The organism is Leeuwenhoekiella sp. ZYFB001, assembly GCF_011784865.1.
Classification (GTDB): domain Bacteria; phylum Bacteroidota; class Bacteroidia; order Flavobacteriales; family Flavobacteriaceae; genus Leeuwenhoekiella; species Leeuwenhoekiella palythoae.
Map to the genome: position 1 here is coordinate 440,561 of NZ_CP050460.1, position 23,837 is coordinate 464,397.

At 39.5% G+C, this 23,837-nt stretch carries 22 protein-coding genes and 2 tRNA genes; 11 read left to right on the forward strand and 13 right to left on the reverse strand.

What is annotated here, in order from left to right; translation table 11 throughout:
• Position 1: 1 nt before the first annotated feature.
• From lgt to HCN54_RS01910, 6 genes are all read right to left on the reverse strand, one after another.
• Positions 2-940, reverse strand: coding sequence for a prolipoprotein diacylglyceryl transferase (gene lgt, locus HCN54_RS01885; protein WP_167596306.1), 939 nt, complete (start codon positions 938-940; stop codon positions 2-4).
• Between the two features lie 48 nt (positions 941-988).
• Positions 989-1,252 (reverse strand): membrane protein insertion efficiency factor YidD, encoded by a 264-nt coding sequence (gene yidD / locus HCN54_RS01890; protein WP_072984004.1) that lies wholly within the window; start codon positions 1,250-1,252, stop codon positions 989-991.
• Positions 1,253-1,262: 10 nt separating this feature from the next.
• The gene (cysS, locus tag HCN54_RS01895) at positions 1,263-2,750 is read right to left on the reverse strand and encodes a cysteine--tRNA ligase (protein ID WP_167596307.1); all 1,488 of its coding nucleotides are present in this window, start codon (positions 2,748-2,750) and stop codon (positions 1,263-1,265) included.
• A gap of 73 nt (positions 2,751-2,823) precedes the next feature.
• The gene (gene folE / locus HCN54_RS01900; protein ID WP_370174935.1) at positions 2,824-3,504 is read right to left on the reverse strand and encodes a GTP cyclohydrolase I FolE; all 681 of its coding nucleotides are present in this window, start codon (positions 3,502-3,504) and stop codon (positions 2,824-2,826) included.
• A gap of 210 nt (positions 3,505-3,714) precedes the next feature.
• Positions 3,715-5,214, reverse strand: coding sequence for an OmpP1/FadL family transporter (locus HCN54_RS01905; protein ID WP_240924925.1), 1,500 nt, complete (start codon positions 5,212-5,214; stop codon positions 3,715-3,717).
• Positions 5,215-5,238: 24 nt separating this feature from the next.
• Positions 5,239-6,438, reverse strand: coding sequence for a hypothetical protein (locus HCN54_RS01910; protein WP_167596308.1), 1,200 nt, complete (start codon positions 6,436-6,438; stop codon positions 5,239-5,241).
• A 106-nt stretch (positions 6,439-6,544) separates the two neighbouring features.
• Between HCN54_RS01910 and proS the strand changes: the two genes are divergently transcribed.
• The 4 genes from proS to rpsT all read left to right on the forward strand — a co-directional run bounded on the left by proS (position 6,545) and on the right by rpsT (position 8,551).
• Positions 6,545-8,017, forward strand: a complete 1,473-nt coding sequence (gene proS / locus HCN54_RS01915) for a proline--tRNA ligase (protein WP_167596309.1) — start codon at positions 6,545-6,547, stop codon at positions 8,015-8,017.
• A 76-nt stretch (positions 8,018-8,093) separates the two neighbouring features.
• A tRNA-Glu gene (locus tag HCN54_RS01920) sits at positions 8,094-8,165 on the forward strand.
• 43 nt (positions 8,166-8,208) lie between these two features.
• A tRNA-Glu gene (locus tag HCN54_RS01925) sits at positions 8,209-8,280 on the forward strand.
• A gap of 22 nt (positions 8,281-8,302) precedes the next feature.
• Positions 8,303-8,551, forward strand: a complete 249-nt coding sequence (gene rpsT, locus HCN54_RS01930) for a 30S ribosomal protein S20 (RefSeq protein ID WP_072983999.1) — start codon at positions 8,303-8,305, stop codon at positions 8,549-8,551.
• Positions 8,552-8,800: 249 nt separating this feature from the next.
• Here rpsT and rho read toward each other — a convergent pair whose 3' ends face one another.
• The gene (gene rho, locus HCN54_RS01935) at positions 8,801-10,561 is read right to left on the reverse strand and encodes a transcription termination factor Rho (protein ID WP_167596310.1); all 1,761 of its coding nucleotides are present in this window, start codon (positions 10,559-10,561) and stop codon (positions 8,801-8,803) included.
• A gap of 209 nt (positions 10,562-10,770) precedes the next feature.
• Between rho and HCN54_RS01940 the strand changes: the two genes are divergently transcribed.
• Positions 10,771-11,181 carry a DUF4293 domain-containing protein gene (locus HCN54_RS01940; protein WP_072983996.1) on the forward strand — a complete coding sequence of 137 codons (411 nt, stop codon included), beginning with the start codon at positions 10,771-10,773 and terminating at the stop codon, positions 11,179-11,181.
• Between the two features lie 99 nt (positions 11,182-11,280).
• On the opposite strand, the gene HCN54_RS01945 is transcribed toward HCN54_RS01940, so the two are convergent.
• Complete coding sequence (locus HCN54_RS01945) at positions 11,281-11,772, reverse strand: metallophosphoesterase family protein (RefSeq protein WP_167596311.1); 492 nt, start codon at positions 11,770-11,772, stop codon at positions 11,281-11,283.
• A 50-nt stretch (positions 11,773-11,822) separates the two neighbouring features.
• Here HCN54_RS01945 and truA point away from each other — a divergent pair, with 50 nt between their 5' ends.
• Together truA and HCN54_RS01955 are read left to right on the forward strand one after the other, a co-directional pair.
• Positions 11,823-12,614: a tRNA pseudouridine(38-40) synthase TruA gene (truA, locus tag HCN54_RS01950; protein ID WP_240924926.1), complete on the forward strand. Its 792-nt coding sequence runs from the start codon at positions 11,823-11,825 to the stop codon at positions 12,612-12,614.
• Entirely contained in the window at positions 12,604-14,373 is a 1,770-nt protein-coding gene (locus tag HCN54_RS01955; protein WP_167596312.1) for an ABC transporter ATP-binding protein, read from the forward strand. The genes truA and HCN54_RS01955 overlap by 11 nt, the downstream gene beginning before the upstream one ends.
• Here the strand turns inward: HCN54_RS01955 and HCN54_RS01960 are convergent.
• Both HCN54_RS01960 and cdaA read right to left on the reverse strand, forming a co-directional pair.
• Positions 14,370-15,218: a DUF3667 domain-containing protein gene (locus HCN54_RS01960; protein WP_167596313.1), complete on the reverse strand. Its 849-nt coding sequence runs from the start codon at positions 15,216-15,218 to the stop codon at positions 14,370-14,372. The genes HCN54_RS01955 and HCN54_RS01960 overlap by 4 nt on opposite strands.
• Before the next feature lie 6 nt (positions 15,219-15,224).
• Positions 15,225-16,007 (reverse strand): diadenylate cyclase CdaA, encoded by a 783-nt coding sequence (gene cdaA / locus HCN54_RS01965; RefSeq protein ID WP_072983992.1) that lies wholly within the window; start codon positions 16,005-16,007, stop codon positions 15,225-15,227.
• 237 nt (positions 16,008-16,244) lie between these two features.
• Here cdaA and HCN54_RS01970 point away from each other — a divergent pair, with 237 nt between their 5' ends.
• The 3 genes from HCN54_RS01970 (at position 16,245) to HCN54_RS01980 (ending at position 19,494) form a co-directional block, all read left to right on the forward strand.
• A complete protein-coding gene (locus HCN54_RS01970) occupies positions 16,245-16,604 on the forward strand; it encodes a BlaI/MecI/CopY family transcriptional regulator (RefSeq protein ID WP_072983991.1) in 360 nt (119 codons plus the stop codon).
• Position 16,605: 1 nt separating this feature from the next.
• Positions 16,606-18,798, forward strand: coding sequence for a M56 family metallopeptidase (locus HCN54_RS01975; RefSeq protein WP_167596314.1), 2,193 nt, complete (start codon positions 16,606-16,608; stop codon positions 18,796-18,798).
• 543 nt (positions 18,799-19,341) lie between these two features.
• Positions 19,342-19,494 carry an SsrA-binding protein gene (locus HCN54_RS01980; protein WP_072983989.1) on the forward strand — a complete coding sequence of 51 codons (153 nt, stop codon included), beginning with the start codon at positions 19,342-19,344 and terminating at the stop codon, positions 19,492-19,494.
• On the opposite strand, the gene HCN54_RS01985 is transcribed toward HCN54_RS01980, so the two are convergent.
• A complete protein-coding gene (locus HCN54_RS01985; protein WP_072983988.1) occupies positions 19,491-20,003 on the reverse strand; it encodes an adenine phosphoribosyltransferase in 513 nt (170 codons plus the stop codon). The genes HCN54_RS01980 and HCN54_RS01985 overlap by 4 nt on opposite strands.
• Before the next feature lie 193 nt (positions 20,004-20,196).
• On the opposite strand from HCN54_RS01985, the gene HCN54_RS01990 reads away from it, so the two are divergent.
• On the forward strand, positions 20,197-20,589 hold the full coding sequence (locus HCN54_RS01990) for a DUF423 domain-containing protein (protein WP_167596315.1): 393 nt from the start codon (positions 20,197-20,199) through the stop codon (positions 20,587-20,589).
• A 113-nt stretch (positions 20,590-20,702) separates the two neighbouring features.
• On the opposite strand, the gene HCN54_RS01995 is transcribed toward HCN54_RS01990, so the two are convergent.
• Positions 20,703-22,706, reverse strand: coding sequence for a hypothetical protein (locus HCN54_RS01995; RefSeq protein WP_167596316.1), 2,004 nt, complete (start codon positions 22,704-22,706; stop codon positions 20,703-20,705).
• 168 nt (positions 22,707-22,874) lie between these two features.
• Positions 22,875-23,837: an endonuclease/exonuclease/phosphatase family protein gene (locus tag HCN54_RS02000; RefSeq protein WP_167596317.1), complete on the reverse strand. Its 963-nt coding sequence runs from the start codon at positions 23,835-23,837 to the stop codon at positions 22,875-22,877.

Here is a 23,837-nt window from a genome sequence, read left to right on the forward strand (position 1 = left end):
ATTAATGATATTGCGGAGTTTGTTTCTGCTGAAGCGCTCTAAGAATTAAAAAGATTCCGATAAGAATAAAAGGAATGCTTAAAATCTGCCCGGTGTTAAAGCCGAAAATCCAGTCTTCACGGCCTTCTACTTGTGCGCGTTTAAAGTATTCTACAATAAAACGTACCGTCCATAAAAGCACTAAGAAGAGTCCAAATAGAAAACCTTCTTTTTTGCGCAAATTGGTTTTCCAATACACGAACATTAAAATTAGGAAAACAAATACATAACCAAAAGACTCCATTAGCTGTCCAGGAAAACGATAAGGGATCTCTGCGATATAATTTGCAAATTGAGGATCATCTGTTAAGGCTTGGTAAGCTTTGTGCTCATTAGGAATGCCGGTTAAGCGCTGTACTTCGTATTTGTTGTATTGATCTTGAACGAACTTAATTCCGAGGTTTGAATCGGTAATTTTCCCAACCATTTCAGAATTAAAAAAGTTACCAATACGTACAAATATGGCACCCAGAGCCACAGGAAGAATTACCCGGTCCAACAGCCAAAGCACGCTTTTTTTAAGGATTTTTTTGTTGTACAGATACATTGCAAAAATCATCCCTATTGCCGCACCGTGACTCGCTAAACCTTGAAAACCGGTGTATTCAATTTCCGGAACAAATCTAAAAGGTAGAATTACCGAAAGTGGATCTTCCCAAAGCAATTCGGTTTGATAAAAGAAAACGTGCCCCAGTCGCGCGCCAATTAAAATGGCTAAAACCGAATAGATAAATAATGGGTCTAATTTTTCTTCTTCAACACCTTCATTTTTGTATACTTTTTTCATCAGATACCATCCTAATGAAAAAGCGATCACAAACATTAAACTGTAATAGTGTATGGTGAAAAATCCTAAATCTAATCCGGTTGAAGGATTCCAGGTCATTTTTAAAGGGAGCATAAGCTTTGAAAATTTTGTGTTGTAAATATAGCAAAGCCCAAAGGCTTCTTAACTGTTTTTAGATTTTTTATATGCCGACTGCTTTTTAGCGGGAGGTACAGGGTCATAGCCCGAACCGCCCCAAGGATTGCAACTGGCGATGCGTTTTATAGCAAGCCAACTTCCTTTGAAAATACCGTGACGTTGAATGGCTTCAACACTGTAATGGGAGCACGTAGGCTCGTATCTGCACGAGGGGGGCAGAAGAGGTGATAAAAAACGCTGATACAGTCTGATAGGAAAGATGAGGGCTTTTTTAGCAAAATCTTTCATCAGGTGGCTTTTAAGCAAATGTATATGTGGTTCCTTCGCGACCATCTTTAAGCTGTATGCCTAATTCTAAAAGTTGGTCTCTGATCTGGTCGCTGGTAGCAAAATCCTTATTCGCGCGCGCTTCTTTTCTAAGTTGAATAAGCAATTCAATGGCGCCATTCAGTTTGTCTGTATTGGCTTCGGCTGCAGCGTTGATGTCTTCAAGTCCTAAAACATCAAAAACAAACGCATGAACAGATGTTTTAAAGGCATCTAGATCGCTTGAAGAAATTGTGGCCTTACCATCTTTAAGTTGGTGAATGTATTTGGCCGCTTCAAAAAGCTGCGCGATAAGAATTGGCGAATTAAAATCATCATTCATCGCGTCGTAGCACGACTGTTTCCAAGCTTCGATATCAATACTGCTCTTTGCTGAAGTAGGTAGCGAGTCAAGGAGATTTACGGCTTCCATAAGGCGGTTAAACCCTTTCTCACTGGCAAGTAATGCGTCGTTGCTAAAATCTAGAACGCTGCGATAATGTGCTTGCATCACAAAGAAACGCGCCACGCTTGGAGAAAAGCCTTTAGTCAGGAATGGGCTATCTCCGGTAAAAATCTGAGCCGGGAATATGTTATTGCCATCGCTTTTAGACATTTTTTTGCCGTTAAGCGTAAGCATATTGGCGTGCAACCAGTAATTCACAGGATTGTGGCCATGAGAAGCTTCAGATTGCGCAATTTCACATTCGTGATGCGGGAATTTTAAATCCATTCCGCCACCGTGAATGTCAAATTGTTTTCCAAGGTATTTTGTACTCATTGCAGTACACTCCAGGTGCCATCCGGGAAAACCGTCACCCCAAGGTGAGGGCCAGCGCATAATGTGTTGCGGCTCTGCTTTTTTCCACAAGGCAAAATCCTGAGCATTTTTCTTTTCGCTCTGGGCAGTTAATTCACGCGTGTTAGCGATCATATCTTCAAGATTGCGACCGCTCAACTTTCCGTAGTGATGACTTTCATTAAACTTTAGAACATCAAAATACACCGAACCATTTTTCTCGTAAGCAAATCCATTTTCAATGATCTCTTTAATGATCTCTATTTGCTCAATAATGTGTCCCGTAGCGGTGGGTTCAATACTTGGGGGTAAACAATTAAATTTCTGTAAAATATTATGAAAGTCTATGGTGTATTGCTGCACGACTTCCATAGGTTCTATTTGCTCTAACCGAGCTTTTTTTGCAATTTTATCTTCGCCTTCATCAGCGTCATCGGTCAAGTGACCTGCATCGGTAATATTGCGTACGTAGCGCACTTTGTATCCTAAATGCTTGAGATATCTAAAGATCATATCAAAAGACATAAAGGTGCGTACATTACCCAAGTGCACATTGCTGTAAACGGTGGGGCCGCACACATACATCCCAACATTACCCTCCAGAATAGGTTTAAACGTTTCTTTACTTCCGTTTATTGAATTGTAAACTTTAATTTCTTGCTTCTGGTATAAGGGCGCCATAAATCCTGGGTTGAAAATGCGTTATCGCTTATTTAAGTATAGTGCTTCGGTTGTTGTTAAATTAAAGTACTTCTTAAAATGGAGTTTCTAGTTTGATATAGTCTAAGAATTCACGCTTAACGGCTTCTTCTTTAAACTTTCCGCCAAATTCACTTGTTACTGTGCTGCTTTCAATATCACGTATTCCGCGGCTGTTAACACATAGATGTTTTGCATCTATAACGCAGGCAACATCTTCTGTGCCTAAAACTTTTTGCAATTCTTGAACGACTTGCATAGTAAGACGCTCTTGAACCTGAGGTCTTTTTGCGTAGTAATCTACCACACGATTCATTTTAGATAGGCCTACTACCGTGCCGTTTGAAATATATGCAACGTGCGCTCTACCTACAATAGGAAGCAGGTGATGTTCGCAAGTAGAATACACGGTGATGTTCTTTTCTACCAACATCTCGCCGTACTTATAATTATTCTGGAACGTAGAGGCTTTAGGTTTGCGCTGCGGGTTGAGTCCGCCAAAAATTTCGTTAACAAACATTTTAGCCACTCGATTAGGGGTGCCTTTAAGGCTATCATCTTTAAGGTCTAAACCTAAAGTTTGCATGATACGGGTAACATCTTCTTTAATGAGTTCGATTTTTTCTAAATCACTTAACTCAAAAGCATCATCTCTTAAGGGAGTAATTGCAGATGTACTGTGGTGATTATCACCTAATTCATCTATTTCTTTCAATTCTTCGTTCTCAAAATTCATTTTCATAGAGCTATTAGTCGCCACTTGGGCTAAAGGCTTGCAAAGATAGTTAATTTAACAACTTGAAAAACTTCTGTTGCTATCTGATTTAATAATGAGTTTATAGGGTCTGTCAATAAAAAAAAATGCCTCTTGAATTTTACAAGAGGCATTTATAAAGTATGTTGATCATCTATCGCAGCCAAAAAGTGTATTTCTCGGCTAGATCACTTAAAGCTGAAACGACAAGGTTGCTACGATGTTGGTGTTAATAGTATCAATAAATGCGGTATTGGTAAACGCGCCGTCATACAATCTTGGGTTTTGATCTTGTTTCATCCAATCGTAGGCAAGGTCAATACGTGTGTTGCCAAAAGAATATCCTAAACCTACAGAATAACCGGTAGTGTCACCAAGCGTTGTTTCATTTTCATACGGACTTTCAATAAAACGATAACCGCCTCTGAAACTCCAGCTATTTACCAAAAACTCTCCTCCTAACCTATAAGAAGAAACGCCTTTTAGTTGATTGTCTATTTGAGTGTTCAATTGCTGAAAAAAGGCATCGTTATCCGGCTTAAATTTAATTGAGCTATAATCTTGATACGAATAATCAAAACTTAAAAATCCGCGCTTTCCAAAAATGTAAGCAATACTTCCTGTAGCTTTTCCGGGAGTGACTAAATCGTAATCTTCGTAAATATTAATCACATTAGGCGCGATAACAATTTCTCCATTAGTTCCAGAAGTAGATAAAAACTGCTCTGTTTCTTCAGAAATAGTATAAAGCGTAGGAGTGTCGTACGTGGCGCCAACACGTAGGCTGGGTGAAAGATGGTAAATTCCACCTATCTGTGCCGAAATTCCAGAACCATAAGCTCTATATTCATTATCAAACCTTAGGCTGTTTACAGCGTTATTTGCGCTATTATTATCCTCAAATAAAGTGGTTTGTCTTGTGAAATTAAAGGTGTGCGCGTTAAGGTTTATCCCTAAAAACAAGGCTTCACTAACTTGAGCGGCAGCATTAAAGCTGAATTTGCTGCTGTTTCCAAAGCTGGTATATTGGTATTCTTGATCAAAAGAATTTCCATTTTGTGCATTGGTGTATTCGGTGTTATCCAATTCAGATGAAACAGGATCTATAAGATATCCCTGGTATCCTAGGAAGGCTTGCTGAGTGCCAAAATTTTCACTTTCGCCTAAATACTGATACAAGTCATCTGTGGTTTCACCTTCTTGAAATTCTAATAGATCAAGTGGAGCTCCTTGCGCATAGCCTAAAAAATAATCACTTATCGAGTTCGAGGAGATTCCCGAAGCAACATATCCATTGTCAAAATCATTGGTGCGATCGTAATTGAATCCGAAAGTTAGTTTGCGAAGACCTGCAGCACCCTGAGAGACAAAAACGCCACCAAATTGATTTAGATCTAAGTCAGATTCATCATTTACAGTGATTCCATCATTATAATAGGTCTGGTTATCATAATTCCCCGAAGATAAACTGAGCGACACAAAGCTACGATTAAAAATAGCAGAACCGGCAGGGTTCACGTTTATTGCAGAAAGATCACCCCCTAATGCGCCAAACGCGCCACCAACGCCGATGTATCGGGCAGTTCCGGTGATGTTTTGCGTACTATACCGTACTGCGTCTGCTACATTTTGAGCAAAAGAATATTGAGCACCTATTGCCAAGAATAGGAGTGTTAGAAATTTTTTCATCATAACAATTTAAAATGAAACTGAATATTATCCGCGACCACCACGGCCTCCGCCACGAGATGAACTTCCACCGCTACTACGGCTTCCGCCACTAGAACGAGCAGGTGAAGCACTACGCGTAGGAACTGAAGATCTTGTCATCGTACGAGAAGTTGAGCGCGTAGGTGTACTTACAGAATTTCGTGAGTATGTGCTAGAGCGGGTTGCTCTTACAGGACTGCTAGAGCTACTTCTGGTAATCGTATTACTAGAGCTTCTTCTAGAGTTACTTCTGTAAATACTATTGCTTGAAGCGCTTCGACTTCTACTAGAAACTTTAGCTGAATTATTTGAGCTACTTCTGCTGATGCGATCGGTATTCACACCTACATTATTTCTACTGTAGGTTCTACTGGTACGAGCATAATTTACTTCTGAAGAACGTTGAGAAGCAGAGCGAGCCGAAGAGATTCTTGAATTAGCTGATCTGTTCGTTCCGTACACATTGCTAGATCTTCTAGAGTTTGAATACGCTAATCTGTTGTTATTATACCTGGAATAGTAGTTGTTTCTGTAGAATACATTGCCATAGTAAGTGTTGTAACCGTAGTATCCATAATATGGGTAGCCATATCCAAATCCCCATCCGTTATAAGGATATCCCCAAGCACCATAGCCCCAGCCGTTGTAAGCGTAGCCAAAGTATGGGTTGCCCCAGCCTCCCCAGCCGCCATATGGTGTAGCCCAGCCTGGTCCAAAGCCAAAACCAAAATTACCCCAACCGTAGTTCCAGAAAGGTCTGTAATACCCGCCGAAACCAATGCGATTATAGAAATCAGGATAAATATTAACAGTGATATCGTCAACAACATCACCCCAACCCGGTTGAGCTTGGTAGGCTAAATCTTCATTTAGAATAGCTTGTTCTGTAGAATATTCAGCATTAGAGCTGTAGGAATCAATATCGGTAAATATATCGCCAGACTGTTGAGCCGCATCTAAATCAGCTGCACCTTGAGAAAAGTAGTTAGCATAAACACCACCATTAACAGTGGTACTAGCCACTTCTTGAGTGGGTTCTTCATATACTGTAGATCTTCCACCGTAGATGCTGTCATTCATTGTATATTGAGAGGGGCCACAAGATACTAATCCTGCTAGCGCCAATAAACCTAAAAAAGGTTTTAGAAATGTATTTGGAGTATTTGTCAAGCCGCGCATATCATCAGTTATTTTATTGTTGAACATTGTAAATTTAACTAGTTTTGCCGTCAATTTTGTGCATTTAACAAAGATGTTGCAAAACTTTAAAAATCATTTATAAAGACACAATATTTGTGCCAAATAAGAAGTTATGGGAAAGAATTTGACCACAAGGGCAGAAGATTACTCTAAATGGTATAACGAACTGGTTGTAAAGGCTGATCTTGCTGAGAATTCAGGAGTTAGAGGTTGTATGGTTATTAAACCTTACGGTTACGCTATCTGGGAAAAAATGCAAGCTGAACTGGATAGAATGTTTAAAGAAACCGGTCACGAAAACGCCTATTTCCCACTTTTTATACCCAAATCTTACTTTAGTAAAGAAGCGAGTCACGTAGATGGTTTTGCCAAAGAATGTGCTGTGGTAACCCATTATCGTCTCAAAAATGATGAAGATGGAAGCATTATCGTGGATCCTGAGGCTAAGTTGGAAGAAGAGTTAATTGTACGCCCAACTTCAGAAACTATTATTTGGGATACTTATCGAAAATGGATTCAGTCCTATAGAGACTTGCCTATTAAAGTGAACCAGTGGGCGAATGTGGTGCGTTGGGAAATGCGCACGCGTCTGTTTTTACGTACTGCCGAATTTTTATGGCAAGAGGGGCATACGGCTCACGCTACACAGGAAGAGGCTATCGCCGAAGCTAAACAAATGATGCGCGTATATGCGGATTTTGCAGAACACTTTATGGCAATGCCGGTAGTGCGCGGAACGAAAACCGAAAGTGAGCGTTTTGCAGGAGCATTAGAAACCTATTGTATTGAAGCGCTTATGCAAGACGGAAAAGCTTTGCAAGCGGGTACTTCGCATTTTTTAGGACAGAATTTTGCGAAAGCATTTGATGTTAAATTTGCAACTAAAGAAGGTGGTCAAGAACATGTGTGGGCCACAAGTTGGGGAGTTTCTACACGTTTAATGGGAGCTTTGGTGATGACGCATAGCGATGATCACGGGTTAGTGCTTCCGCCTAAATTAGCGCCAATACAAGTGGTGATTGTGCCTATTTATAAAGGGGAGGAGCAGTTAGATTCTATTTCTCAAGTGGCTAAGGAGCTTAAGCGTGAATTGCAACTACTAGGCATCAGCGTGAAATTTGATGATAGAGATACGCACAAACCAGGTTGGAAATTCAATGAATACGAGCAAAAAGGGGTGCCTTTAAGAATTGCTATAGGGCCACGCGATTTAGAGAAGCGTACTGTTGAATTAGCTCGAAGAGATACTTTGACTAAAGAAACAGTATCTAAAGATGATATCGTGAGTAGAGTGCAGGATTTATTGGTTGAAATGCAGCGCGCGTTGTTTGATAAAGCAAAGAATTTTAGAGATACGCATATTACTGAAGTAGATACTTACGACGAGTTTAAAGATATTCTTGAAAATAAGACTGGTTTTGTAAGTGCTTTTTGGGACGGAACCAAAGAAACTGAAGAGCGAATCAAGACCGAAACTAAAGCTACAATACGTTGTATTCCATTGAATGCCAAAGAGGAAGAAGGGGTTTGTGTGTACAGTGGTAAACCTGCGCAAATGCGTGTTTTATTTGCTAAAGCATATTAATTTAAAAAAAGTTTGTTTTGCTATTGTGTGATAATAAAATATGTGTATTTTTGCATCCGCAATTAAGCAAAATAATGGTCCGTTCGTCTAGGGGTTAGGACGCCAGGTTTTCATCCTGGTAACAGGGGTTCGATTCCCCTACGGACTACAAAGAGAATTGCATTTAGAAGTGCAAAAGTTATTTACATAATGGCCCGTTCGTCTATCGGCTAGGACGCCAGGTTTTCATCCTGGTAAGAGGGGTTCGATTCCCCTACGGGCTACAATTTAAAACAGAACGAGATAATGGCAAATCACAAGTCATCTTTAAAAAGAATTAGAAACAGCGAGACTAAGCGTTTAAGAAACCGCTACCAGAGTAGAACTACACGTAATGCAATGAAAAAATTACGTGAAGCTGATAAGAAAGAAGCTGAGACTTTGTTTCCTTCAGTAGTTTCTATGATTGATAAGTTAGCTAAGAAGAATATCATTCACGATAACAAAGCTTCTAACTTAAAGTCTCAACTTGCAAAGCACGTAAACGCGCTTTAATAAGTCCTGTTTAAGAATTAAGAGAACTCCCTCGCAATCTGCGTGGGAGTTTTTTTGTTGTCCACATGTTGCGTGCTTACTTTTAATAACGCCAGTTAATCGGTAGTTGAAATTTATTGTAAATGGTGCAGGTATTTCCGTTTTGAGTGGGTTTGGTATGGATGAATCTTAGTTGACCTTTACGGGGGGCTAACGCACAAAAAAAAGCGGCATCGAGTAGATGCCGCTTATGATATTTAAAAAGGGTTTCTAGCCGTTCATTGAGATTAGAAACTCTTCGTTGTTTTTAGTTTGTTTGATGCGATCGCTAATGAATTCCATGGCTTCAATAGGATTCATATCTGCAAGATATTTACGCATCACCCACATACGCTGTATTGCGTTTTCGTTAAGCAGAAGATCATCACGACGTGTGCTTGACGAAGTCAGGTCGATAGCTGGGAAGATTCTTCGGTTGGCGATCTTACGATCTAACTGAAGTTCCATATTACCGGTTCCTTTAAATTCTTCAAAAATCACCTCGTCCATTTTTGAACCGGTTTCGGTCAATGCAGTTGCAATGATTGATAAAGAACCGCCGTTTTCAATATTACGCGCAGCACCAAAGAAACGTTTTGGTTTATGCAAAGCGTTAGCGTCAACACCACCACTCAGGATCTTACCAGATGCCGGCTGAACGGTGTTATATGCACGAGCCAAACGGGTGATAGAATCTAAAAGTATAACCACATCGTGGCCACATTCTACAAGGCGTTTTGCTTTTTCAAGAACAATATTAGCAACGCGTACGTGTTCGTGTGCTTCTTTATCAAAAGTTGAAGCGACTACTTCACCTTTTACATTACGCTGCATATCTGTAACCTCTTCAGGGCGCTCATCAATAAGTAAGATCATTTGATAAACTTCAGGATGATTTGCTGCAATAGCGTTTGCAACATCCTTTAAAAGCATCGTTTTACCTGTTTTAGGCTGCGATACGATCATGCCACGTTGCCCTTTACCGATAGGAGCAAATAAATCCATTATACGTGTAGAGATCGTGCTCTGACGTTCAGCAATATTGAATTTTTCCTTCGGAAATAAAGGCGTCAAATGTTCAAATGAAACACGATCGCGAACAACACTAGGGTCTAAGCCGTTAATTTTTGAAACCTTGATTAACGGAAAATACTTCTCGCCTTCTTTTGGAGGTCTGATAACACCAAGTACGGTATCTCCGGTCTTTAGGCCAAACAATCTAATTTGAGATTGAGAAACATAAATATCATCGGGAGAAGAGAGGTAGTTGTAGTCACTAGAACGTAAAAAACCATAACCGTCTTGCATAATGTCAAGAACACCCTCGCTTTCAATTAAACCGTCAAACTCATAATCAGGCTCTCTGTAGCGGTTGCGGGTATCTTTATTACCGTTGTTGCTGTTGCTAGCGTTGTTGTTATTGTTGTTGCGGTTATTGTTGTTATTGCGATTGTTGTTGCTGTTGCTGTTCGAATTGTTGTTGTTATTCGAGTTGCTATTGTTGTTGTCCTTAGCGCTTCGGTTGTTATTCGAATTGTTGTTAGCATTCGAATTATTGTCTTTGCGCGAACGATTATTTTTAGATCTGTTATTGTCAGATTGTTTTGAGTTATCGTTGTCGGAAGTCGCTTTAGCTTGTCTAGGCTTGCGCTGTGGTTTTTCTGATTTATCATCAGTTTTACCGCTGGCTTTAGCATCGTTTTGAGAAGAATCTTTTGTAGCTTCTTTCTTGCTATCGTCTGCTGAGCGTGTATTTTTTTTAGGAGCGCTTTTTTGAGTTTTCTTTTGTGGCGCTTTTGCTTTTGTAGGGGTTTCAGAAGAAGTTTCTTCTATAACTTCTGCAACCGCTTTAGGGTCTGCGGCTTGATGATCAAGAACTTTGTAAACCAGATCTAACTTTTTGAGAGACCGGTACTTAGGGATGTCTAGTCCTTTTGCAATTTCTTGTAATTCAGGCAGCTTTTTAGCTTTTAATTCTGAAATAGTAAACATTAACTATAAGTATGAATTTCTGTAATTGAATTGATTTGAATGCAATCAAAAAATTTTGAGAGAAGATCTAATAAATTTTTTGGCAAGTAAGTAACCTACATAGAAGCGGTTACATTTATGGCTACAATTATACAACAATATTTTTTAATTAATCGGCTGTAGTCTAAAAGAAGTTTTTATTTTTGTCACCCGCAATGCACAATTAAGCAATGATTCAACGCATACAGAGCATTTATTTATTTTTAGCAGCACTTGTAGCTGCAGGCTTGCACTTTGCAATCCCCGTTTACAGTACTGCAGAAGGAGCGCCCGTTTATGCGGTTGATCATTTAGAGTTAGTAGCGCTGTTTTTTGGTAGTGCGCTTTTGTCTTTAATTGCGCTGTTTTTGTTTAAAAATAGAAAGCTTCAGTTTGTGCTGGGGCGACTCAATATAATATTGAACTTTATTTTACTAGGTGTGTTGGTTTACCAATCGCAAATCTTATCTGGAGGGGCGGCGGCCCCAGAGAAGGGTATTGGGATGCTTATTCCCATCATTTCTATCGTTTTTATCGCTTTGGCAAACAAAGCAATTAAGCGGGATGAGGATCTTGTAAAATCTGTAGATCGGTTACGATAGACCTAATATCTTAGTTAATTAGTGCGAAGAACCTGCTAGTATGCCAACTAGCAGGTTTTTTTATACGTATAAGTAAAGCGTTTCAAATCAGGAAATAAACTACCGTTTCATTTCGATGACTTCGAGATTATCAATTTTTCCTTGATCTACGGTAAAGCGCAACATCGTACGTGCCTTATGAAATCCGTGTTTACCAATGGCTCCGGGATTCATATGCAGCAACTTAAGTTTTTTATCAGGCATAACTTTTAAAATGTGTGAATGCCCGCATATAAATAATTTTGGAGGATTAGTGCGTAGCTCCTCTCTAATCGCTGGCAAATACCTCCCCGGATAACCACCTATATGCGTGATGAGCACATCTACGCCTTCGCATATAAAACGGTTGTTTAACGGGAACTCTTTGCGGATTTCGTGATCATCAATATTGCCAAAAACAGCGCGCAAAGGAGCCACTTTTTTTAAGGCATCGGTAACTGCGAGATCACCAATATCTCCGGCATGCCAGACTTCGTCTGCTGCTTTAGCATGCTTTAAAATTTGATCGTCAATATAGCTATGGGTATCGCTAAGTAAAAGTATTTTTTTCATAAAAACTATCCTGCTGGTGCTGCTCAGAGAGCAATTACAAAGATGTATCTTTGCCAATTCAATCACAAACAACAGGCTTGCGGTATTTTATTGATATAGTATACGACGGTACTTCTTATCACGGCTGGCAACGGCAGCCTCAAAGTATCACAGTTCAGGAGGTTTTAGAAGAAGCGTTGACCACTTTGCTACGCAATGAAGTTGCGGTGGTGGGTGCAGGACGCACAGACGCCGGAGTACACGCCACACAGTTATTTGCTCATTTTGATTGGGATGAAAATTTTTCTACGGAAGCGCTTCAGCATTTGCAATTTCGTTTAAATCGTTTTTTACCCGAAGCACTCGCGATTAATGCTGTGATTCCCGTTCGGCCCGAAGCACATGCACGATTTGATGCTGTTCGCCGAAGTTATGAGTATAAAATCCATACGACTAAGAATCCGTTTTTGGTCAATCAATCGTATTTCTTTGAGAAGTCGTTAGATGTTGATACGATGAATGCTGCGGCCCAACTGCTTTTAGGGAAACAGGATTTTAAATGCTTCAGCCGTTCAAAAACAGACGTTAAAACGTACATTTGCGAGATTACCGAAGCAGGTTGGACGCAAGAAAACACAAACCTTAAGTTTACCATTTCGGCAGACCGTTTTCTGCGAAATATGGTCAGAGCGATTGTGGGAACCTTGCTTGAAATAGGGCAGGGCAAAATGAAGTCGGAAGCTTTAAAGACTATTATTGCCAGCAGGTCACGTGCACAAGCCGGAGCCTCGGCACCGGCACACGGATTATATTTGACTGAAGTAGCCTACCCAAAAGAAATTTTTAAAATATATGGCGAGTAGTAAAGGAAATGCATTTGATTTTGGCTTGTTTAAAAAGCTGTTAAGCTATACGAAGCCCTATCAGGCACGCATGTATTTTGTCGCGATTTCAGCGATTTTGATCTCGATTTTTGCCGTGCTCAGACCCATTTACATCGAGTATGCGATGGATGAGGGGATGCAGCCTAAAGATATGGACAGTCTGATGTATTACATTGGGCTGAGTTTGTTAGTTCTTTTTGGGGAATCTATCTTTCAATTACTGTTTATCTACTTTGCAAACTGGTTGGGGCAACAAGTAGTGCTTGATATTCGTACCAAGCTGTTCAAGCATATGATCTACTTCAAAATGCAGTATTACGATAAATCTGCAGTAGGTAGACTGGTGACCCGCGCCGTAAATGATATAGAAACCATAGCAAGTATTTTTAGCCAAGGGCTATTTATGATCATTAGTGATTTGCTGAAAATGCTGGTAATAGCTGGTGTGATGCTCTATAAAAGCTGGCAATTATCGCTAATTGTTTTTGCGATACTTCCTTTTATTCTGTACGCTACACGAGTCTTTCAGCAGAAAATGAAAGTAGCTTTTGAAGAAGTGCGTACTCAGGTAGCAAACCTCAATTCGTTTGTGCAAGAGCGCGTAACCGGGATGAAAATCGTGCAGATCTTTTCACGCGAAGCAGTTGAGCGTAAGAAGTTTGACGAGATCAATAAAAAGCATATGACCGCGTGGAATAAAACCGTTTGGTACAATTCGATCTTTTTTCCAATCGCCGAAATGGTCACTTCAATAACTATTGGTTTACTAGTATGGTACGGCGGACTGCGTGCAGCTCAGAGTGATGTGATCACCATTGGTCTGGTAACGGCGTTTATTCAGTTTTCGCAAATGCTGTTTACTCCTTTACGCCAAATCGCAGATAAGTTCAATACGCTGCAAATGGGAATGGTCGCTGCGAATAGAGTTTTTGGTATTTTGGATACTGATGCCCGAATAGAAGACAACGGGACACACTTGCTGAGCGGTATTAAAGGAGATCTCAGTTTTGAAAATGTGCGATTCAGTTATATTGAGGGTGAAGAGGTTTTACGCGGAATTAATCTTGAAGTAAAGGCAGGGGAGACCGTAGCTATCGTTGGTTCTACGGGCGCCGGAAAATCTACAATCATTAATCTCTTAGGTAGGTTTTACGAGATTGACAGTGGAACAATTAAAATCGACGGGGTTGATATTAGTGATGTACAAGTGGCATCGTTACGTTCAGAAATAGCGGTGGTATTACAAGATGTATTCTTATTTGCAGATTCTATTTTAAACAACATCACGCTTAATAATCCTGATATTACAGAAGAAGATGTGATCACTGCGGCTAAGGCCATTGGCGTAGACCAATTTATAAGCAGTCTGCCTAACGGCTATCATTATAATGTGAAAGAGCGCGGTGCGATGTTATCAAGTGGGCAGCGCCAATTGATCGCCTTTTTAAGAGCGTATGTAAGTAACCCGAGTATTCTTGTTCTGGATGAGGCGACATCTTCAGTTGATTCAAATAGTGAATATTTGATTCAGAAAGCGATCAATAAGATCACTAAAGGGCGTACTTCTATAGTGATTGCGCACCGCCTTGCAACCATTAAAAAAGCTGACAAGATCATTGTGATGGAAAAAGGCCAGATCGTTGAAATGGGAAGTCACAAAGAACTTTTACAAGTAGAGAACGGTCATTATCGCAAACTTCACGAAGTACAGTTTGCAGCAAATCAAGAACCGGCTTAAATTTTAGCAGACTGGGCGTTTTGCATGTTTTCTAACATTTCATCAATCATACCTAGTTTTACCATTACAATGCCGATCACGATTCCTAGTATGAGCAGTAGAACGCTTCCTATAAGTAGAAATAAGGAAGTTTTTAAAATCAGGCTTGCAGCATTTAGGTTATATAGTCTTTTCAATACATATCCCGTATAGATAATATAACCGAACATACCCACTAAACTAAAAAAGGAATATAGCGGAGCCGACCAGATGCTGAGTATGATTAAGGCATAGAAAATAATATTGATATGACTAAATGCATACAGGTAAATGACTACGTGCTCTAAGTAGTTAAACTGCTTGTAATTCCAAAATACAATCCGGGAGATCAAAGCTAAAAGTGGAATGCTGATGATGCTTAACAAGCCTTGATACTCATTCATTCCAACAGTAATTTTTTTAGTAAGATCTACCTGAGCCTGATCTGAACCTGACGATAAGGCTAACTGATCAAAAAGCGTATCTAGAAAATATTCTTTGATGACAAAGACGTAGATACCGGCAATGGTAAGCGATAACGCAAAATAGCCAAAGGCAGAAATGTATCTTTTACGCACCCCATTAATATAGCCGCCTATGACATCTTCGGGTTTTGTAAAAAGCGCAATAAATGTTTTTGGTAAGGCCCCGTCAATACTAAGAAATCGATCATTAAAATCTTCAAGAAGATTTTTTGTTGTGATTCGATTTTTGATGATTTTTGCTCCGCAACTCTCGCAAAAAGCGGCGTTAGGGGCTAAGTTTTTAAAGCAATTACGGCAATAGCTAACGACGACGAGCTTACCGTCAGAGGGTTTGGTTTCCATAAGAATTTAACTAAGATCCTTTCTCAAAATCTCAATAAGTTCGGTCAAGTTCTTAAACAAAACAAATTCGCCATCCTTTAAATAACTGATGTTGCCGGTTTCTTCACTGACCACAAGGGCAACAGCATCTGTTTTTTCAGTAATTCCTACTGCAGCCCGGTGGCGTAAACCAAAACGCAACGGGATGTTTCTTTCGTTTGAAACAGGCAAAATAGCCCGGGTGGCCACAATAGTATTGTCTTCGATGATCACGGCGCCGTCGTGTAAAGTTGAATTTTTGAAGAAAATACTTTCTAAAATAGGTCTGTTAACCTCAATATTCATCTGGTCGCCCGTTTGCTTAACAAAGTCTAAATGCGTTGTGCGCTGAATGACAATGAGAGCGCCGGTGCGAACTTTACCCATTTTATCGCAGGCATCTATGATCTCTTCTACTTTAGTTTTAGAAGAATCCTGGGCTTCGTCATGAAGAAATTTAAAGTGTTTGAGGATTCCGGTTTTTCTGCCAATATTAGTAGAGCCTATCATCAGGAGAAACTTGCGTATTTCTTGTTGAAAAACAACAATGAGGGCAAACATTCCGGCACCAATAAACTGCCCAAGAATGGTACTCAACATTTCCATCTGAAGCAATTGTGTGATTTTCCACATTACCCAGATGATACAAATTCCTAAAAATATATTGATGGCGACGGTCCCCTTGACTAATTTATACAAGTAATAGAGCAGGGTGGCTACCAATAAAATATCGACGAGATCGAGTATTCTAAAATTTTCGAGAATGTCCAAATGCGCGCTGTTTTTTGTAAAAATAGGGCAAAATCTGCGGTTTTTTTAGTTAAACCTGTGGAGATTCTAGGAGTACTTCTACATAAACCGATCAAGTAAAATTCAAATAACTACAAAAATAGTTGGTTAACTAGTTTTTTCGTTATATGTTTGTTTTAAGATTTTGATTAAATTCTATGTGCTTTTAATCAGTAGGTTATCTAAAACTGACTTGATTAAACCAAAAATTATAGCCTTATGGAAAAATTGACCAATAAAGAAGAAGAGATTATGCACGTTCTATGGAAACTGGAAAAAGCTTTTGTAAAAGAAGTGCAAGCCGGTTTAGAAGATGAAAATCTCCATTACAATACTGTTTCAACTATCGTGCGTAATCTGGAAGAGAAAGGCTATGTTGATCATAAGGCCTTTGGTAAAACCCATCAATATTTTCCTATTATAAGTAGAGAGGCATATGGCAAGCGCTTTTGGAATGAAGCTACGCGACGTTTCTTTGACAGCTCTTATAAGAATATGGTTTCCTTCTTTGCCAAAGAGGAGAAAATCACAGCTGAAGAATTGCGTGAGATCTTAGAAATTATCGAAAACAAACAATAATATGGAACCACTTCTTTACTTATTTAAAGCCACAGCCATATTGAGTCTATTCTATCTGCTTTACACGCTGCTGTTGAAGCACGAAACCTTTTTTAAAACCAATAGACATTATCTGGTTTTAGGTATTTTGGCATCATTCATTACCCCGCTTTTAATCTTAAAACGCACAATCTATAAGCCAATGCCGGCAATGAATTTTGATCTGTTGGCCAACGCCAACTATACCACGACAGTTTTAGAAGAAGCGGCCCCGGCATTTACTTTTTGGGAAGTGGCCTTTGCGATTTACCTCTTGGGTGTCTTGATAATGTTAGGCTCTTTTATTCTAAAACTTAGCAAAGTTGTGTTCTTTTTGCGTAATGCAAAAAAAACCAGTGCCGCGGGCCATCAATTCATTCAAATTGATGGTTTAGATGCGCCGTTTTCATTCTTTAATACTATAGTGATCGATGCACGTGCACACGATCTAGAAGAGTTAGAGATGATCTTACTGCACGAGCAAGCACACGCTAAGCAGCATCATAGTTTAGATGTTTTATTAATACAGTTGACGTTGATTCTTCAGTGGTTTAATCCGCTTGCTTGGCTCTATAAAAGTGCAATTGTAGAAAATCTTGAATATCTGGCCGATGCTGCTACTGCCAGTCAGGTTACCAATTATAAGCAGTACCAACTCGCATTGGTCAAAGTAGCTGCACCAAAATGGGCGCCGGCCTTGACCAATTCATTTTATCAATCATTCATCAAAAAACGAATAGTTATGTTAAACAAGCAATCATCAAGCGAATTTAAAAAGTGGAAAATACTCCTGATCGTACCAGTACTTGGTGTGTTTATGTGGAGTTTTAATGTGAAGGAAGAAGTGAAATATCTGACTGAAGAAACTGCGACAAGCGCTTCATCAACACCGGTGATGTATATTTCGCCTTCAAGCAATGATGCAGATCTCGCCGCGATCGAAAGCTATTTTAATACCGAAATAGATGTTGTGGATCTACAGATCACTAATGTAAAGCGCAATACTCAAGCGCAACTTACAGGTTTTGCGATCGCAACCCGATTCAAAGGCCAAGCTGATTTTAAAAGAACGCTTGAGCTAAACAAACAGGATGATCTTGGCAATCCATTTAAGTATGCTATAAGTTATGATAAGCAAGAAATTATCATTGTTGATGTTAATGATGGGCAGCACAAAACCGTGATCGCTAAAGATGGAGTTAAGGGATATACTTTAAGTCCGCAAGTAAAAAATAGCTTAACGACTACGGGGAATCAGAATACAATGAATTTGCCAGAGATCATTGAAGATGCTCCTCAACCAGCACCACAGAAAACACAAAAAGCGAGCACTAAGCCGTTTAAAAAGATCATCACCCCAACAACAACAGAACGTGAGATTGAAGCCATTGCGAAAGCATTGGATGCCGAGTATGATGTTGCTATGCAGTTTTCTAGACTGAAGTATAACGATGCAGGAGAAATTTCTAGAATAAAAATTGAAATTCAAGATCGGGAAACCGGTAATAAAGCTTCCGCAAGTTATAATAGGGATGGAAATGCAATCGAACCTATTGCGGTCTATCGAAGTGCTGAAGGTACTTTTGGAGTAGTCTCAGGACAAAATTCAATTGTGCAGCGCAGTGCGATGACCGCCGAAGCATTAGCTGAGCGAAAGGAAGAAATGCAAGCACGTATCAAGGAAATGGAAGCGCGCAGAGAAGAGATGCAGGCACGATTTAGTGATTCTACCGAAAGAAGAACCGAAATGAAAGCCAGAATGGAAGAACGCCGCGTAGCGATGCAAGAGCGAATGGAAGCTCGAAAAGCTGAAATGAAAGAACGCGAAGAAGCTATGCGTAGTAAAATGAGAGCGCGTATGAACTTTAAAGAGGACAGCGTTTTTATGGATAAAGAACGTGTGATCAATGCTTCGGAGTTTAAAAATGCGACTAATAGAAAATCCCAAAACATATATTATAGGGTTCGTCAACCACAGAAAGTTTCAAATGTAATTTATGTTATTGATGGGAAAGTCATGGACGAAGAAGATTTTGACTTTAAATCAATAGATATTAAGATTATAGATTCTATAAATATCCTTAAAGGAGACACACCTTTTAAAAAATATAAAAACTATGTTGATGAAGAAACTGAAGGAGTAATCGAAATTTTCACAAAGCAGAAAGAAAAATAGTCTGAACTATTTTCAATGCATTTTAGAATCCGGTGTGACTATCAGTTGCACCGGATTTTTTTATGCGTGCGACCAAGTAATTTTGCCCGAGTAAGTTGATTGAAAAAGATGAAATGCAATTTTTTTAATGAAAAATCAACTTTTTAGCCCTTCAGTATTTCAAAACTCTTAAAAAACAGCCTGTAAAAGTTACAGGTAAATTGTTTTTTGCGAATTTTATTTATTAATGTAAACTTAATCGAAGGTGTTTCTATTTTAATTGAAAATAGAACTAATCTTTTTACTTACAATTCTGTATTCAATTGCATTAATACTTCGCGAAAACCTTGTAGATGTGCGTTTTACTTCCGTATTTGTGGTCAGATAAATGTTTAACAATCAAAAAATCAACATTATGGTCACTTTAATTTTAACAATCATTGAGACAGTTTTTGGATAATCACAAATTCGTCTTAACATATTCTGTAAGCGCGCACAGAATACTGTTAAAAGCCTAAATTTGAGTATACTGATTCTTTAATTTGTTAGCATTAAAACAGCATTATGAAAAAACGATTTTTTAAAACATTAGCTAAAATCAATAAGAAAGTGCTACCCAGTTTAACTAAGAAAGAGGTAGATCTTGCCAAAGCAAGCAAATTGCAATTGGCGCTATTTGGTTACAAACTTTGGGTAACTAAAAATGCATTAGATTAATAGTGCATCAAGCTATGCAAGTGATACTGCTTTAACTTTGACCTTCCGTCAAGAAAGCCTAACTCCATTAAAAAATTGCACTGCACTACAGTTGCACCACACTGTTCTACAAGTTTACAAGCAGCGGCAGCAGTTCCGCCGGTAGCCAGCACATCGTCGTGAACCACTACATAATCTCCTGGTTGTATGGCTTCCTCTTGAATTTCAATACAATCTTCACCATATTCTAAGGCGTATTTTTGCTGAAGAATAGCACCTGGCAACTTTCCCGGCTTTCTAATAGGTACAAAGCTTACTCCCATTTTTTGCGCTAAAGCCAAGCCAAATAAAAATCCTCTACTTTCTATACCCACAATTTTTGTAACATTGATATCGTGCAAGCCTTTTGCCAATAAATCTACAGCATAGTCGGTCGCTTTTGGAGAAGCCAGTAGCGGACAAATATCTTTAAATACGACTCCTTCTTTTGGAAAATCAGGAATGTCGTTGATGTATTTTTTTAAATTCATTTTTTAGCGAACTAGTATTATATAATAGGAGTTTAAAGATAAGCATTCTTATACGGCTGCTTGACGTGATTAGCGAGATTAAATGCGCTGCGCCTTGTAGTGAAGAAATAGGGTGTGCGACCTAGTAAAGTTTGTGGGAGGAGAGTTATTAGAATTAGAGCACGTACCTTTACAGAAATACTCTAAGAAACCTATGGAAACAATTTTAGTAGCTCAGTTTTTTGCTGCCTTTTATGGATTTTTGGCTATCGTATTGGGGGCTTTTGGTGCTCACGCATTGAAGAAAAAATTCACTTCAGATCAAATGGCAAGCTTTGAGACCGGTGTGAAGTATCAAATGTATCACGCGATCGTATTGCTTGTTTTAAGCTTTAATTTGGGCTTCAATACACTTCATGAACAATTGATCATCAACTGTTTTGTATTCGGTACTTTGTTGTTTTCATTTTCTATTTATGGTCTATGCATTACTGGTGCTTCAGGAAAGAAATGGCGATTTTTGGGGCCGATAACTCCTTTAGGAGGTTTGTTGTTAGCAGTGGGATGGCTGTTACTTTTGTATCACTTTATTGAAGATTTCCTATAAAAAAAGCCTCTCAAGAGGCTTTTTCACTCGAACATCGAGATGACTATTACACTTATTAAAAATAACTGCCTCAGAAGTTTATCCTGAGGCAGTGTATTAAGTAGGTTTATCTATTAATTGTTATATAGATACAGCGAAGACGCTGAGGTAAGGGTATTATTTACTGAGGGAGCAATATTCCCGCTTGCGCTAAGCGCATTGCTAAACCCAAGAACGGCTCCGGTAGCAATGTCAGATACAAAAACAGTTTTGGTCTTGTGATCGTACGCTACATCAATAGGATTGTTCATAAGGGTGCTTAACCCTTCAATAATATTCTGATCTGCAATGCTGATGCTTCCGCCGTCTGCAGTAGCTTCAATTACAGCGCTAAAATCTTGAATAACATTTATACCGCCATCAAGAGCACCACCGGCAGCAAGACCAATATCAGTCATGACCAGTACGTCATCTGCGGCGCTGTAGGTAATTCCGTGGGTTCTCACGATTCCGCCAATGCTTACGCGTTTGGTTGGCGTTAGTGCCCCATCCATTGTATTGCTGAAGAAATCTTCAAAAATTGCCAAGTCACTTGTAGTATCTACCACTGCAAGTAAATCGCCGCCTTTAAATGTGATTCCCCAAACCGGGAAACCTGGATCAAAGGTGTTCTCAAGAGTGAAAGAGCTTCCGTTGTACGAATACACATAGAACATATTTGCAGGATTATCTGCTACTACAACCTTGTTACCATACACGGCGATCTCTCGGGTACTGGATGTTGGCAAATCTGCAGCAAATGCTGCCGTTGCGCTACCACCATTCATTAAGGTTGAAAAATCACTGTAGTATTGTAGTTCTCCTTCCGAGCGTGATCCTAATAAAAGCGCATCATCAAATGCATTATAATAAATACCTTCAGAGCTAGCAGAAGCACTGCTGATCATACTAACCATTGCTCCTGATCCATCATAAACAGTAATGGTTCCGTCAGCAGTAGAAGTAGTATATAAACGTGTAGTTTGATTTATTGAAGACATCCCAACGTTTCCATCGGTTTCATCACTTGAGAAATAAATAGAAGATGCGGTAGCAAGATCAATTTCTAAACTCGGACTAATATCACCACCATCGCCCCAATCTGTAAATCCTAGTATTTTACCATTACCAACTTCTGCAATGTAGATCGCTCCGGTTTCAGAATCATACGCTACATCAATAGGATTCCCCATCATTGTTGAAGATCCGGCAATGCGTGTTTGCATTCCTACCGGTAAAACTTCACCATCTGAAAGTGCATCAAATTTGGTCGAAAACTCACTGATTACGTGAAAACCACCATCATCTGTAGCATTTGAGGCAGCACCAATATCAGTCATAATCATCACATCGTTAGTACCATCATAGGTTAGCCCGTGGGTACGCACGATACCTTCGATAGTTACACGTTTTGAAGGGTACATCATTCCATCCATCGCATTAACGATAAAGTCTGAATAAACAGCAAGGTCGCTGGTAGTATCTACAACAGCATAAAGGTCGTTTCCTTTAAAAGCAATTCCCCAAACTGGGAACGGTACTTCTACAGTATAATACAGCGCAAAACTGTTTCCTACTTTGTAATACACAAAGAATTTATTTTCACCATTATCAGCAACTACATAATAGTCACCACTAACGGCTAACTCCCGTGGACTATTTAAATCTGTGAATGTGCTGAACGAAGCGTTGATGCTTGCAGTTCCTAAGGTACTTGTACCGGCATACGCATCAAGCATCAATCCGGAGCGTGAAGCTTGTACTAACAGGTCAGATTCTGCATCGTAGTAAATTCCTTCTGCAGCTGTTGAAGTAGTAGTGTAGGTCACAATTGAGTCGCCAGAAACACTGTATTTTGTGATATTTCCGTCAGTGTTGTTGGTTACGTAAAGGTCTGCGCGTCTTCCCGGGTTAGATGCCATTTCACAAGGCATACAAGAACCGCCACAGTCAATACCGGTCTCGTCTCCATTCATAATTCCGTCACTACAAGTGGGTTCTTCAACCACAACAGGGGTCGCGTCATCATCATTATTACAGGCTATGAGCGTGCTCACAGCTATTGCAATAATGCTAAATTTTGTAAAAATTGTTTTCATAAATAGCTTAATTTGATTAGAAAAATTGAAAAATTATTAGTGTAATTCATCAATATTTACGGATGTATCAGTGCTTTAGGTTTTCTGAAAACTCACAAAATTTAGTTAAATGACTGTTAATAAAGTGGTTGGGTGCAGGCTTGGTAATTCTCTAGACAAGTCATGGTTTCAAATTTTAAATTCAGCCCACAACGGATAATGATCAGAAATCATATAGGAAAGCGAACGCTTGCTGAGGTTTCTATTGCTGAGTGCAAAGGGTAGAAAATCATAATTGCCCCCATTTATAAACTGCATCGTCAACTCTTTATTAGTGGAAACATCACGAAACCACGCCAGTTGGTCATAATATTTTGTTTCATTAAAAATGGAGCGGGTTACCGAAGGATCTTGAAGTTGGGGTGGTACGTAAAGCCCTTGTGATAAAAAAGATTGGTCTAATAAATCTCCGCGAACATTGATATTGAAGTCACCTAAAACGATCATATCCTGGTGATAGGCATTGAGATTTGAGGTCCACTCTGCAAGCCAACCGGCAATCGCTTTAAGTTCAGGGATACGCGCAGCAGTATTCTTTCCGTATAAGATATGCGCTGTAACGAGAATAAAGGTATGCTGATTACTTTTAAAGCTCACCGCATACGGAGTACGCGCAAACTGCTTGCGCAACGCATCACCTTCAATGGCATTTAACTGCTCTTCAGGAACAACAAGTTCGCACGCCAAGCCTGATAATTGCACCCTGCGGGTATCAAAAATATATGCAATACGCTCACCATTTCCGGGTGCACCGGCTGTAACATCTGTAAGTATGAGAGACCAGTGGTTGCCTAAATATTTCAAGGTATCGCGCAACGCACGTAAGTTGGACTTCACTTCCTGAATAGCGATGATGTCAAAACGCTTAAGAATTTCTGCAATACATAATAGACTATGTAAATCGCGTTTAGGGCTGTCGCCATCCCCGCTATACCATTCACGTGTTAAATTGCCAAAGTGCCTAATATTCCACGTGGCGATGAGTAAATTTTGATCAAGCTTTTTTGAAGGAATCCTAGCTTCTAAATCTGTGGTTAGCGCGTTGATGTTTTGCTGAATAGCTTCGGGCGGTGTATCTGATATGTTGGGCAT

Bases quoted from the DNA above. Each gene is read 5' to 3' on its own strand.
- HCN54_RS01980 (WP_072983989.1), top strand. From the start codon at position 19,342: ATGAAAAAACGATTTTTTAAAACATTAGCTAAAATCAATAAGAAAGTG.
- proS (WP_167596309.1), top strand. From the start codon at position 6,545: ATGGGAAAGAATTTGACCACAAGGGCAGAAGATTACTCTAAATGGTAT.
- HCN54_RS01985 (WP_072983988.1), bottom strand. From the start codon at position 20,003: ATGAATTTAAAAAAATACATCAACGACATTCCTGATTTTCCAAAAGAA.
- HCN54_RS01975 (WP_167596314.1), top strand. From the start codon at position 16,606: ATGGAACCACTTCTTTACTTATTTAAAGCCACAGCCATATTGAGTCTA.
- yidD (WP_072984004.1), bottom strand. From the start codon at position 1,252: ATGAAAGATTTTGCTAAAAAAGCCCTCATCTTTCCTATCAGACTGTAT.
- HCN54_RS01940 (WP_072983996.1), top strand. From the start codon at position 10,771: ATGATTCAACGCATACAGAGCATTTATTTATTTTTAGCAGCACTTGTA.
- HCN54_RS01955 (WP_167596312.1), top strand. From the start codon at position 12,604: ATGGCGAGTAGTAAAGGAAATGCATTTGATTTTGGCTTGTTTAAAAAG.
- HCN54_RS01960 (WP_167596313.1), bottom strand. From the start codon at position 15,218: ATGGAAACCAAACCCTCTGACGGTAAGCTCGTCGTCGTTAGCTATTGC.
- lgt (WP_167596306.1), bottom strand. From the start codon at position 940: ATGCTCCCTTTAAAAATGACCTGGAATCCTTCAACCGGATTAGATTTA.
- rho (WP_167596310.1), bottom strand. From the start codon at position 10,561: ATGTTTACTATTTCAGAATTAAAAGCTAAAAAGCTGCCTGAATTACAA.
- HCN54_RS01970 (WP_072983991.1), top strand. From the start codon at position 16,245: ATGGAAAAATTGACCAATAAAGAAGAAGAGATTATGCACGTTCTATGG.
- HCN54_RS01995 (WP_167596316.1), bottom strand. From the start codon at position 22,706: ATGAAAACAATTTTTACAAAATTTAGCATTATTGCAATAGCTGTGAGC.
- HCN54_RS02000 (WP_167596317.1), bottom strand. From the start codon at position 23,837: ATGCCCAACATATCAGATACACCGCCCGAAGCTATTCAGCAAAACATC.
- HCN54_RS01945 (WP_167596311.1), bottom strand. From the start codon at position 11,772: ATGAAAAAAATACTTTTACTTAGCGATACCCATAGCTATATTGACGAT.
- HCN54_RS01910 (WP_167596308.1), bottom strand. From the start codon at position 6,438: ATGTTCAACAATAAAATAACTGATGATATGCGCGGCTTGACAAATACT.
- rpsT (WP_072983999.1), top strand. From the start codon at position 8,303: ATGGCAAATCACAAGTCATCTTTAAAAAGAATTAGAAACAGCGAGACT.
- HCN54_RS01990 (WP_167596315.1), top strand. From the start codon at position 20,197: ATGGAAACAATTTTAGTAGCTCAGTTTTTTGCTGCCTTTTATGGATTT.
- cysS (WP_167596307.1), bottom strand. From the start codon at position 2,750: ATGGCGCCCTTATACCAGAAGCAAGAAATTAAAGTTTACAATTCAATA.
- folE (WP_370174935.1), bottom strand. From the start codon at position 3,504: ATGAATTTTGAGAACGAAGAATTGAAAGAAATAGATGAATTAGGTGAT.
- HCN54_RS01905 (WP_240924925.1), bottom strand. From the start codon at position 5,214: ATGATGAAAAAATTTCTAACACTCCTATTCTTGGCAATAGGTGCTCAA.